Genomic DNA, 11,822 nt, shown 5'->3' with positions numbered 1-11,822 from the left:
GGGTGTGTGGACGGTGGGGGGGGTGGGGGCAGGGGGCGGCGCGCCCCCACCCCGCGGATTTCCCGTCTCGGGATGTCACATCCGGTCTACCGCGAACTCCACGGCGGGCCACATGGCCCACCGGTAGTCCGTGTGCGCGGCCGGACGGATGCCGCCTTCGCACACCGGATCACCGTTCGCGCAGTAGTTTCCGGTGCGCCCGGCGTATCCGTCCGGCACGTTCCAGCCGATCAGCCGGATCGGGTCACCGAACAGCAGCACCGCCGCCACCCGGGAGCCCACAGCTCCGGGCAGCGAGTAGATGCCACCGAGCACGGTGACGATGCCGGTGCCGAGCACCCCGTGGGTGACGACGGCGCCTTGCGAGAAGCCGACCAGGATGAACCGCTGGTCCGGGCAGTTCGCCGCTTGCCACATCAGGTGCGCGGTCATGTCCTGGGTGCCGCGGCTGATCGAGGACGGATCGAGCAGGTCGGCGGGGTAGTCCACCCGATAGGCCTGCGAATCGACCGGAAGTGCTTGCCACAGTGCGTCGTACAGCGGATCGCCCACCACCGAACCCAGATACCCGGGTTCATGGGTGCCTCTGGCGACGACGACGTCGACCGCCGCACAGGACGCGGCCCATGCGTGCATTCCCGTCGCTGCCCCGAAACCCGCGACGAGCAGTAGCACGGCGAATGCCCTTACTACACGCCACTTCTCGAACTGGATTACCTTCCGGTTGGCCATCGTACTCACCTACTCACGCCGTTGTGAGACAGCCGAGCGACACTTGTCAGTGACAATTACTCGGCTATATCCGCGAAGGTAAGAACGGCTCAGGAGGCCGTCAAGGAACTCCATCCGACCGATACGGAGTCAGCGCCGAATCGTGTTCTATGGCAGGAGAACCGCCGCACCGGCAAATCGTCCGTGCGCGAGATCGGCCAGCGCCCGATCGGCCATGTCCAGGGAATACCCGTGCGTGGTCAGATGTATCCGGTGTTCGCCGGCGAAAGCCAGGAATTCGCGGGCATCCGCGCGGGTGTTCGCGGTCACCGAGCGAATCTCTCGTTCCTGGAACAGATGCCGCTGGTAGTTCAAGGCGGGAATGTCGCTGAGATGAATACCGGCGATGGCGAGGATCCCGCCGCGATCGAGCGCCGCCAGCGCGGGCGGCACCAGCTCACCGACGGGCGCGAACAGGATCGCCGAATCCAGCAGTACCGGAGGCGGATCCGCCGCGCCCTGCACCGAGGCGGCGCCCAGCGCGGCGGCGAGCTCCCGCGCCGCCGGATCCCGCGTCATCACGTGCACCTCCGCTCCGCGCGCGGCGGCTACCTGAGCGGCGATGTGGGCGCTGCCGCCGAAACCGTAGATCCCCAGCCGCCCGCCCTGCGGCACGGCGGCCCGCAGCAGCGCCCGGTACCCGATGATGCCAGCGCACAACAGCGGGGCGGTATCGGCATCGGAGTAGCCGGCAGGCAGGCGCAGCGCGTAAGCCGCAGGTACACAAGCGAATTCGGCGTAGCCGCCGTCGGCATCCCAACCGGTGTAGGCCGAATGCGGACAGAGGTTCTCCGCCCCGCGCAGGCAGAACTTGCACTCGCCGCACGTGTGCCGCAGCCAGGCGATGCCCACCCGGTCCCCCACCGCGAAACCCGCAGCGGCCCTGCCGACCACGACGACCTCGCCGACGATCTCGTGCCCGGGCACCACCCCGGCGCGGTGCACCGGAAGGTCGCCTTCGGCCACGTGCAAGTCGGTCCGGCACACACCGCAGGCCAGCACACGCACCAGCAGTTCGCCGGGACCGGGTTCGGGGACGGGTGTTCGCTCCGCGTCCAACGGCCCGCTCTCGATCGGACCCGGCCTGCGCACCCGCCAGCTACGCATCGCGGACGTACGGCTTCGAACCTCGCTCATCGGATCACCTCGCACCGATCGGATCGACACGGACGGGCACCCCGACCGCGTCGGTCGGGCCGGAATCACCCTACTCGGCGAATACGGCCACGCGGTCCGGCGAATTCTGATACATTTCTGTATCGAGTACATTCCTGTATCCAACGCCTAGACCGAGGAGGTGCGCGATGACGTCCGATGCCGCGCAGGCCGCGCCCGCCCGGGTCACCCGCCGCCGCGCCGAAACCAGGAACCGGCTGCTGACCGCCGCCTACGAGGCGTTCGCCGAGGAGGGTTTCGGCCGCGCCACCGTGGAGCGGGTCTGCGAGCGCGCCGGATTCACCCGCGGGGCGTTCTACTCGAACTTCAGCTCGCTGGACGAGCTGTTCCTGGCCATGTGGGAGCAGCGCTCCACGGCGATGCTCGCCGAGGCGAGCGCCATCCTGGACGAGATCGCGGCCGAGGGCACCGATGACGTACGCGCCGCCGTCCAGCGACTGGAACGGGCGGTCCCGGTCGAGGAGGGCTGGTACCGGATCACCGCCGAATTCACCGCGCACGCCCTGCGCACCCCCGCGCTGCGCCGGGTGATGGCCGCTCGTGAGGAGGCCATCGTCGCGGCGCTCATGCCCACGATCGTCGCGGCGCTCGCACGCGGCGGCCGCACCGTGCCCGATCCGGAGGCGTTCGGGCAAGCGCTCATCGCCGTCCACGACGGCACCAGCGTGCAGGTGCTGATGGAGCCGGACAACCGCGCCGTGCGTGAGCGCCGCACCGAACTCTTCCACCACGTCGTGCTGGCCTACAGCACCGCAACCGAAGGATGAACATGTCCCACAGCAGCCCCGAGGCGGACGTCCTCGTCGTCGGCGCCGGGCTGGCCGGCCTGGTCGCCACGCACGAACTGGTCAAGGCCGGTCGCACGGTGCACGTGCTCGATCAGGAGAACCGCAACAACCTCGGCGGCCAGGCGTTCTGGTCGCTGGGCGGGCTCTTCTTCGTCGACAGCCCGGAGCAGCGGCGTCTCGGCATCGAGGACTCCTACGATCTGGCCCTGCAGGACTGGCTCGGCTCGGCCGGGTTCGACCGCGACGACGAGGACAAATGGGCCCGGCAGTGGGCGCAGGCGTACGTGCGGTTCGCGGCCACCGAGAAGCGGGACTACCTGCGCGACCTCGGCCTGCGCGTGACGCCGCTGGTCGGCTGGGCCGAACGCGGCGGCGCCACCGCTGACGGGCACGGCAACTCGGTACCGCGCTTCCACCTCACCTGGGGCACCGGCCCCGAGGTGGTCCGGGTCTTCGCCGAGCCCGTGCTCGAAGGCGAGCGGCGCGGGCTGGTCCGCTTCAGCTTCCGTCACCGGGTGGACGAATTGATCGTGGAGGACGGCGCCGTGGTGGGTGTGCGCGGCGCCGTGCTCGAGGACACCGATCCGGAGCGCGGTCGCGCCTCGTCCCGCACCGAAGTGGGCGGGTTCGAACTGCGCGCCAAGGCCGTGATCGTGGCTTCCGGCGGAATCGGCCACAACCACGAGCTGATCCGGCGCAACTGGCCCACCGAACGACTTGGCCCGTGCCCGGAGACCATGATCTCCGGCGTGCCCGCGCACGTCGACGGCCGAATGCTGGCCATCACCGAGACCGCGGGCGGCGCCATCGTCAACCGTGACCGCATGTGGCACTACACCGAGGGCATCGTCAACTGGAAACCGATCTGGCCCGACCACGCCATCCGGATCATTCCGGGGCCGTCCTCGCTGTGGTTCGACGCCAACGGAAAGCGGCTGCCCGCACCGTGTTTCCCCGGATTCGATACGAACACGACGATGAAGGAGATCCTGAAGACCGGCTACGACTACTCCTGGTTCGTGCTCACCCAGTCGATCATCGAGAAGGAGTTCGCGCTGTCGGGGTCCGAGCAGAACCCGGACATCACCGGCAAGGACCTCAAACTCACGTTGAAGAGCCGCGTGGCCAAGGGCGCGCCGGGCCCGGTCGAGGCGTTCAAGCAGCACGGCGTCGATTTCGTCGTCGCGGACACGCTGCGCGAGCTGGTCGAGGGCATGAACAAGATCGCGCGCGGCCCCCAGTTGGATTACGACGACCTGGAACGCCAGATCGTCGCGCGCGACCGGGAACTGGCGAACAAGTACGGCAAGGACAGCCAGCTGATGGCGATCGCCAACGCGCGCCGCTACTTCGGCGACAAGGCGGGCCGGGTCGCCAAACCCCACCGGATCCTCGATCCCGCCGCGGGCCCGCTGATCGCCGTCCGGCTCAACATCCTCACCCGGAAGACCTTGGGCGGTCTGCAGACCGACCTGAGTTCCCAGGTGATCAGGCCGGACGGCACGGCGTTCCCGGGTCTGTACGCCGCGGGTGAGGTCGCCGGATTCGGCGGCGGCGGTGTGCACGGCTACAACGCGCTCGAGGGCACCTTCCTCGGCGGGTGCATCTTCTCCGGCCGGGCCGCTGGTCGTGCGCTCGCCGCGAGGCTCACCTGAGCGCTACCGTCGACAGCCGGACGCGACCGTGACGGGCCCTGTCGCGGTCGCCAGCGACGGCGACGACGTGAACGACGGCGCGCCGGAATAGAGCCGGGTTGCCCGCCGAGTATCGCCCCGGTTCCACCAGCACATCGGTGATCTCGGCCTCGTTGCCGAAGACGTCCGTCACCCGCGCGGTGAACGGGCCCAGCCCGGCACCGGAAAGGGTCCAGTAGTTGTCGGCCCTTCGGCTGAGCTGTCGCCACGGCCCACCCTCGGCCGGACGAACAGCCGCCTCGCGCAATGGATTTCCGGTGCCACCGAACAGGATGCCGAACCAGGCCGCGGACGAATCCGGCTTCACCTCGTAGGTCAGCTCCTGCGCCGGTTGCGGATCGCGGACCAGGCGGTACCCGACCCGCGCCACTCCGTCGCGGGGATCGGCGATCCGCTCGAACGCCGCCGCGCTGAGATCCAACTGTCCCGGAGCGCATGCCGGGCAGTGGTCGACCACCAGCGCGCGGACCGACCCCCGTGGACCCGCGATGTCCAAGAATGCCCCGCAGAGATCGGCGCGCCCGTAGTCGGGGGTCGACAGCCCGGCATAGTAGCCGCCCGGCGGCAGCTCGCGGAAGGAACACGATGTCTGCGTACCGAAAACGTAGTAGCGCACCTCGGCGGACATGTCCGGCCCGATCGGCGCGAAAGTCACGGCGGATACGGGGAATCGGGACGGCGAGGACACCTCGTCGAGCGGGCGCGCCGCGGCGCAGGTCGGCGCCGACGGCCGCACCAGCCAGACGACCACCGCGACGGTGGCCAGCGCGCCTGCCGCAAACCATAGCCATTCGGAACGGAATGGCCGCTCTTGGATCGGTACCCGGTGCATCGCTTCCCCGACTCCGGCTCGGCTCCTCGCGGACTGTCCATCCTGACTTCACCAGGAAAGCAGCCCGGCCCCTCGCGCGCACGGCGAACGAAAATTCTTCACAGTGAAAGGCGGGCAATTCAGCAAGCGCACCGCTAATTTCGGCCATTCCGTCCGGGGACGACCGCGGCCGATCGGAAATGATCCGGCGGAGCCGGGCGCACCGGTGCTGGACCGCGCGGTGCAGCTAGAGCCTACGCGCGTGCCGAGGGCACAGGGTTCGTCCCGCCTCACGGGCGATCTCGGCCAGCGCCATGGCCAGCCGCGCGGTGTCCGGCGCCACCGCGTCGGCACCGATCAGGCCCGACAGCGACACCGCGGCCACCGCCGCGCCGCGACCGCGAATCGGCACTGCCACGCACGTGATTCCGGGCACGGACTCCTCGTTGTCGACGGCGACACCCTGACGGTTGCGGATGCGGCCGAGTTCGCGATGCAGTTCGGCGCGGTCGGCGAGCGTGCGAGCGGTCAGCTGCGGCAGGCGATCCCGGAAGGACGCCTCCACGATGCTCGGGTCCAGCGTCGCCAGCAGCGCCTTGCCGAGTGCGGTGCTGTGCGCGGGCATCCGGCCGCCGAGCCGGGTGGGCACGCTCGCGGCGATCCGGCCGCCGACCTTGTCCAAATACAACACATCGCGCCCGTCCAGAACGCCGAGATGGCCCACCATTCCGGTCTGCTGGCAGACGTCGTGCAGCAGTGGGCTCACCACATCGCGGATCTCGTTGTGGTCGGCGGCCAGGCCACCCAACTCCAGAGTGCGCAGGCCCAGCCGGTAACCGCCGGGCGCGTGCGCCAGCCAGCGCAGCCGGATCAGCTGGTCGAGGATGCGATGCACGGTGGAGCGCGGCAGTCCGGTGCGCTCGGCCAGTTCGACGAGGGTGAGCGTCGGCGTCGCGCCGTCGAAGGCCTCCAATATCAGCGTCATCCGCTCGATCATCGATACCGGGGGCTGGCTCGGTCGTGCTGCCTGTCCGGATCCGGTCGGCAAATCCCCCGTCTCGGAATCGGTCATCACCTCGACCGTCATTGCCAACCTCCACGCGTGCTCGCGTAGAGCTTAGAGGCCGCTAAGCGGACCCGTGCGCGGAATCCTCGAGGGCGAACAGCCATTCGCGGGTGTAACGCTCGGCCAGCAGCGGCAAGAAGTTGACGATGGTGGCGTGGTCGGCGACATGGTCGTAGTAGGCATGGAGATGGTCCTCGATCGCGGCTTCGCTGGCGACGCCGTCGAATTCGTTCTCCAGGCGCCGCGCGGCCGCCTCGAGGGCGAGTTCCTGGTCGAGAGGGATCTGCTGGTTCGAGTCGTGGGTGGCGTGGCGGTCGGTCATCGCAAGATTCCCCTGGTCGTGACGAGATCGGTACCCAGGACGCTGCCGTGGCGACGATAACGCCCGTCATAGGGGTACCCGCCCCGCCCGGTTCGACACCCTCGCCTGCGGCCGAGGTCCCCGATCGGATCGGCCTCCGCTCCGGACGACACGGTTGACCCTCGCGGATCTCGATCCGTCCCTTCGCGACGCCGACTCGCCCCAAAATAGAACACGTTCTTGTCTGCGGGGGCCGCACGTGCCAGGCTCGACAGATGGATCTCGACGCCATCGAAGCCGTCCGCCAGTTGAAGTACCGCTACTTCCGTGCCCTCGACCTCAAAGAGTGGGACGAGTTCGCCGACACCCTCGCGGTCGACGCGAAAGGACGCTACGGCACCCACGCCATGGGCGAGCCGCTGAACCTCGACGGCCGTGACGCCATCACCGCGTTCATGCGGGAGAATCTCGGCCCCTCGCTGGTCACCGTCCACATCGCCAACCACCCGGAGATCGGCGTCGACGGCGCGACGGCCACGGGATCCTGGGCCTTCGAGGACACCGTGATCGCCACCGAGTACGGGGTGCTGATCCGAGGAGCCGGCTACTACACCGACACCTACCGCCGCGACGACGACGGCAAGTGGCGCATCGCCTCCACGGCCTACCGGCGCATCTACGAATCCATGCAATCGCTGTCGGACACACCGAGCTTCCAGTTGCTGTCCAACATGTGGGCGCCCGGTAAGTGACGGGTGGGAAAACGGTCCACTATCCGCCCGGTGGCGCTGGACGGTCCCGCGCCGCCCGGCGGATGCTGCGAACATGCCCTCGCTAGCGCCTGACGAGTTCACTCCCGAGATCACCTACCTGAACACCGCCTCCTTCGGTCTGCCGTCCGCCCGCGCCCTGGCCGCGGTGCGCGAGGCGAGCACGAGCTGGGCCACCGGCCGCAGTGGACCGACATCCCAAGTGGACCTCCTGGTACCGGACCTGCGCGCGGGCTTCGCCCGGCTGCTCGACGGTGCCACCGCCGATGACATAGCGCTCGGCAGCGGTGTCGCGGGCCTGATCGCACCCGTGGCCGCCGCACTGCCACCGGGCGCGGAGGTCCTCCTGCCGGAAGGCGAATTCGCCTCGGTCTCGATGCCTTTCGTGTACCGGGACGATCTCGTCGTTCGCTTCGTCCCTTTCGCGGAGCTGGCCGCGCAGGTACGTCCGGAGACCGAGTTGGTGGCGGTGAGCGTGGTCCAATCCGCGGACGGCCGCGTCGCCGATCTCCCCGAGCTGCGCGCGGTCACCCGGGCCAACGGCGCGCGTTTGCTCGTGGACGCCACCCAGGCCGCGGGCTGGCTGCCGCTGCGCTTCGCCGACGCGGACTACTGGGTCTGCGCCAGCTTCAAATGGCTGATCGGCGCGCGCAGCGTCGCGTTCCTCGCCACGCCGCCCGAGCTGGTCCCGCAGCTGCGCCCGATCGGCTCCAGTTGGTACGCCGCCGAGGACCGCTGGGCGGAGCTGTACCGCCCGGCCGCGCTGCCCGCGACGGCACGGCGATTCGACACGACGCCCGATTGGCTCGGCATCGTGGCGGCGCTGGCCGGACTGTCGCTGATCGAGGAACTCACCGTCGACAAGATCGGCGCGCACGACCTCGAACTCGCCGACCATTTCCGTGCCGGACTGCGCGCACTGGGTTTCGAGCCCGTCGAGGCGCCCTCGCCGATCGTCTCCGTCCCTGGCGCGGGCGACCTCGCGGCCCGGCTCGAGCAGGCCGAGGTGGTCGCCTCAGCGCGAGGCGGCGGCTTGCGGTTCGCCTTCCACCTCTACAACAGCGCCGACGACATCGAGCGGGCACTGTCCGCGCTGCGAGCCGGGTAGCCCCCGCGTCGGCCGCCTACTTGCCCGGCCGGTCGAAACGGGCGAGCCCGAAGCACGGCCGAGCAACCGCGCCAACACTTCCGGTCGGCTGCCCGCATCCGAGTTCGCGACCACGGGGCACTGTCCCGTGCGGGCCGGGTAGCCCCGCGTGCTACCGAGCCGGTCACACGACCGGCCGGGGCCGATAGCGCGACACGCCGTCGGCGACCGACCGCCACGCCGGCCGGCCGCGCGGCTGGCCGGTGACCGGCAAGCCGGAGCTCATCGCTGACCTCGACCGCGCACCGTCCGCGCGATACGCCGGGTAGCCCCGGGCGGGACCGCCGTGCGATCGGTCAGCGGCTCCGCGGGCCGTCTACCTCCGCGTGGCGTGGACCGGGTGGTGGATCAGCGACCGGGACGCTGCGCGGGAGCGGTGATCAGCGGGAGATCGAGCGCGGTGAGAATTCCGGCGGGGGCCGCGACCACGGCTGGAATCGCGTTGACGATGCGCAGGCCGGTAGCCAGGACGGTCGCGTAGTTGTGATCCCCGTTGCGGCTCGAGGTCACCAGGTCCAACGCGTAATTGGGCTCGCCGGTGATCTCGACCCGGTAGGAGCCCTCCGGGTCCGCCGGCTGGGGCCAGTCCGGGCACAGGTCGGGGCGCAGCCTGGTCACGTGCTCGAGCACCGTGACGGGCACGTCTCCGACCATGCCCCGCACTTCGAAACGCAGTGCCGCCGCGGTTCCTTCGGCGATGTGCCCGGTCGCGATGTCGAACGACTCCGGCGCCGCGATCCGCTCGTAGGATTGCGTGACGGCGTCGAGGGTGACCCCGATCCCGGCCGCGAGCTGGCGAACCGTACCGCCCCAGGCGAGCGACAGCACGCCGGGCTGCAACAGCATGGGGATCTCGTCGAGTGGCTTGCCGAAGCCCATGATGTCGAACATGACCGCGCGGTTGTCGTAGCTGGCGTAGTCCACGATCTCCAGACAGCGCAGCTGATCGATGCGCAGACAGGTCCCCGCGAGCGCGAGCGGCAGGAGGTCGTTGGCGAAACCGGGGTCGATGCCGTTCACCCACAGCGACGAATTGCCCTGCGCGGCTGCCTCCTGCACCGGCTTCAGCAACTCGTCGGGCAGCACGCCGTAGGGGTACTGGAAGAACACGGGTGCGCACGCGACGACATTGATCCCGGCGGCCAGGATCCGTTGCAGATCCTGTACGGCTTCGAACAGCCGGTTGTCGGTCATACAGCAGTAGACGACGCAGTCCGGACGCGACGCGAGCAATGCCTGCGCGTCGGTCGTCGCGGCGACGCCGACGGGCCGATCGAGCCCCGCGAGCGTCCCCGCGTCCGCTCCGCTCTTGGAACCGGACACCCACACGCCGGTCAATTCCAGCTCAGGATGGGCGATCACGCCGGCCAAGGCATGCTTGCCCACATTGCCGGTGCCCCATTGCACTACGCGATATGTCATGTCACAGGTCCGGGATCGGAAGGTCGAGGTTGGGAACGATCAAGCCGCCGTCGGGCTCGAGAATCTTGCCGGTGAGATACTTCCCCGCGGGCGACACCAGATAGAGCGCGGCCGCGGCGATGTCCTCCGGTTCGCCGATGCGATGCAGCGGCGTCTTCGACTCCAATTCGGTACGCATGGCCTCGTTTCCGGCGACCACCTCCAGTGCGGAGGTCAGGATCGAGCCCGGCGCGATGGCGTTCACCCGGATACGCGGATTGAGGTCGAGAGCGGCGAGCTTGGTGTAATGGGCCAGAGCCGCCTTGGCGGTGCCGTATGCCGCGAACGCACGTCCGGGAAGCCGCCCCATCGTGGACGTGATGTTGAGAATCGAGCCGGCGCCCGCTGTTTCGAGCATGCGCGGCACCGCGGCGCGGACCAAGGCGTGCGCGTTCGCGACATTGAAGTCGAACGCGTCCCGCAGTGCCTGCGGCGTCGTGTCCAGCAGCGGGCACGGCAGTGCGCCGCCCACGTTGTTCACCACGATGTCCAATCGCCCGAAGCGTTCGACCGCCGCCTCGGCGAGTGCCGCCGTGGCCTCGGCGTCGCTCAGATCCGCGGACACCACGTGGGCCTGTCGCCCGGTGGCGGAGACCCGCTCGGCTACCTCATCGAGCTGGCTTTTGGTCCGTGCGGCGATGACGACATTCGCACCCGCCTCCGCGAACGCGACCGCTATAGCCGCGCCCAGGCCACGACCCGCGCCGGTGACTATCGCGACCTGATCATCGATCCGGAACCGATCCAGAATCATTCACGCTCCTCAGCGCACGACTGACGAATATTCGACAGTATGTGATCTAATATTCGTCATCGTAAGTCGCTCACCGAGCCGGGACAAGGGGTTGCCACCATGCCGGACCGATCTGCGTCGCCGCCCACGCGGCGCGTCGTCGACATCGTGTCGCTACTGGCGACCTCTGGGGAGCCGATCAGCGTCGCGGGCATCGCCGAACGGCTGGGCATCGCGCGCGCGACCGCGACCGCGATCCTGGTCGAGTTGGACGCGGCCGGTTGGGTCGTGCGCGACCCGGCTCGCGGTTACGGCATCGGCCCGGCGCTGGTGGGATTGCACGGCGCCGCGCTTCCGCAGGACGTGGGCGAGCTCCTCGCCGGTCTGGCTGCCCGGACCGGCTATGGCGCCACGTTCAGCCGCATCGAGCCGGACCGGCTCACCGTGCTCGACGTCCGGCACGGCGTCGACCGAGTGGTGCCGGGAATCCCGGTGGGACATCGCATTCCGCTCCAATTCCCGGCCGGCGCGAGTGTGATGCCGTGGCGTCCGGCAAAGGAGCAGAACACGTGGCTGAACACCGCCAACGAGGCGGATCAACGCATCGTCGGCGCGCTGCTGGCACTGGTGCGTGAACGCGGGGTCGCGGTGTTCCGGCCGCGCGCCGACGACGCGGGCCTGGTCGACCTGCTCGCCGATCTCCTCGGTGCGGTCGGATCCGAATTGCTCAGACCGCATCTGCGTACTCGCGCGCTACGCCAGCTCGCCGCGCTCACGTCCCGGCCTTTCACGCGGGCGGAGCTGGATTCGGATGAGATATTGCCGCTGAGTTATCTCGCGGCCCCGGTTTTCGATGCGAGCGGCACCGCGGCCTACGAGGTTCAGCTGGGGCCATTGCAGGTGGCGACGACACGCGTGGAACGCGATGAATTCGTCGATGCGACCCGCAGCGCGGCAGCCGAATTGACGAACGCGCTCACCGCCGGTCGGTATGGAAAGTAATTCTCTGCATGAACGACGAAAGGCCCTCGACGGTGTCGAGGGCCTTTCGTGAAAGGATGTTCCGGCGGTGTCCTACTCTCCCACACCCTGTCGAGTGCAGTA

General features: G+C 69.1%; 12 protein-coding genes. 5 read left to right on the top strand and 7 right to left on the bottom strand.

Annotated elements, in window-relative coordinates; translation table 11 throughout:
• Positions 1-75: 75 nt before the first annotated feature.
• Both ACWEO7_RS36165 and ACWEO7_RS36160 read right to left on the bottom strand, forming a co-directional pair.
• Positions 76-732, bottom strand: coding sequence for a cutinase family protein (locus ACWEO7_RS36165; protein ID WP_452429962.1), 657 nt, complete (start codon positions 730-732; stop codon positions 76-78).
• Positions 733-879: 147 nt separating this feature from the next.
• A complete protein-coding gene (locus ACWEO7_RS36160) occupies positions 880-1,878 on the bottom strand; it encodes a zinc-binding alcohol dehydrogenase family protein (protein ID WP_452429964.1) in 999 nt (332 codons plus the stop codon).
• A 197-nt stretch (positions 1,879-2,075) separates the two neighbouring features.
• Between ACWEO7_RS36160 and ACWEO7_RS36155 the strand changes: the two genes are divergently transcribed.
• Both ACWEO7_RS36155 and ACWEO7_RS36150 read left to right on the top strand, forming a co-directional pair.
• The gene (locus tag ACWEO7_RS36155) at positions 2,076-2,714 is read left to right on the top strand and encodes a TetR/AcrR family transcriptional regulator (protein ID WP_452429960.1); all 639 of its coding nucleotides are present in this window, start codon (positions 2,076-2,078) and stop codon (positions 2,712-2,714) included.
• Positions 2,711-4,390, top strand: a complete 1,680-nt coding sequence (locus ACWEO7_RS36150) for an FAD-binding dehydrogenase (protein ID WP_452429958.1) — start codon at positions 2,711-2,713, stop codon at positions 4,388-4,390. The genes ACWEO7_RS36155 and ACWEO7_RS36150 overlap by 4 nt, the downstream gene beginning before the upstream one ends.
• Here ACWEO7_RS36150 and ACWEO7_RS36145 read toward each other — a convergent pair.
• From ACWEO7_RS36145 to ACWEO7_RS36135, 3 genes are all read right to left on the bottom strand, one after another.
• The gene (locus ACWEO7_RS36145; RefSeq protein WP_452429956.1) at positions 4,383-5,261 is read right to left on the bottom strand and encodes an expansin EXLX1 family cellulose-binding protein; all 879 of its coding nucleotides are present in this window, start codon (positions 5,259-5,261) and stop codon (positions 4,383-4,385) included. The genes ACWEO7_RS36150 and ACWEO7_RS36145 overlap by 8 nt on opposite strands.
• Positions 5,262-5,487: 226 nt before the next feature.
• Positions 5,488-6,312, bottom strand: a complete 825-nt coding sequence (locus ACWEO7_RS36140) for an IclR family transcriptional regulator (RefSeq protein ID WP_452429954.1) — start codon at positions 6,310-6,312, stop codon at positions 5,488-5,490.
• A 55-nt stretch (positions 6,313-6,367) separates the two neighbouring features.
• Positions 6,368-6,628, bottom strand: coding sequence for a three-helix bundle dimerization domain-containing protein (locus ACWEO7_RS36135; protein WP_452429952.1), 261 nt, complete (start codon positions 6,626-6,628; stop codon positions 6,368-6,370).
• A 254-nt stretch (positions 6,629-6,882) separates the two neighbouring features.
• Here ACWEO7_RS36135 and ACWEO7_RS36130 point away from each other — a divergent pair, with 254 nt between their 5' ends.
• Positions 6,883-7,359 carry a nuclear transport factor 2 family protein gene (locus ACWEO7_RS36130; RefSeq protein WP_452429950.1) on the top strand — a complete coding sequence of 159 codons (477 nt, stop codon included), beginning with the start codon at positions 6,883-6,885 and terminating at the stop codon, positions 7,357-7,359.
• 73 nt (positions 7,360-7,432) lie between these two features.
• Complete coding sequence (locus tag ACWEO7_RS36125) at positions 7,433-8,485, top strand: aminotransferase class V-fold PLP-dependent enzyme (protein ID WP_452429949.1); 1,053 nt, start codon at positions 7,433-7,435, stop codon at positions 8,483-8,485.
• A 387-nt stretch (positions 8,486-8,872) separates the two neighbouring features.
• Here ACWEO7_RS36125 and ACWEO7_RS36120 read toward each other — a convergent pair whose 3' ends face one another.
• Both ACWEO7_RS36120 and ACWEO7_RS36115 read right to left on the bottom strand, forming a co-directional pair.
• Positions 8,873-9,946, bottom strand: coding sequence for an NAD(P)H-dependent amine dehydrogenase family protein (locus tag ACWEO7_RS36120; RefSeq protein WP_452429947.1), 1,074 nt, complete (start codon positions 9,944-9,946; stop codon positions 8,873-8,875).
• 1 nt (position 9,947) lies between these two features.
• On the bottom strand, positions 9,948-10,739 hold the full coding sequence (locus tag ACWEO7_RS36115) for an SDR family oxidoreductase (RefSeq protein ID WP_452429945.1): 792 nt from the start codon (positions 10,737-10,739) through the stop codon (positions 9,948-9,950).
• Positions 10,740-10,838: 99 nt separating this feature from the next.
• Here ACWEO7_RS36115 and ACWEO7_RS36110 point away from each other — a divergent pair, with 99 nt between their 5' ends.
• On the top strand, positions 10,839-11,720 hold the full coding sequence (locus tag ACWEO7_RS36110; protein ID WP_452429944.1) for a helix-turn-helix domain-containing protein: 882 nt from the start codon (positions 10,839-10,841) through the stop codon (positions 11,718-11,720).
• Positions 11,721-11,822: the final 102 nt, after the last annotated feature.

It is taken from the genome of Nocardia sp. NPDC004260 (assembly GCF_053603155.1).
Note: the sequence above shows the minus strand (reverse complement) of the source record. Positions and strands in the feature narration are given on the sequence as shown.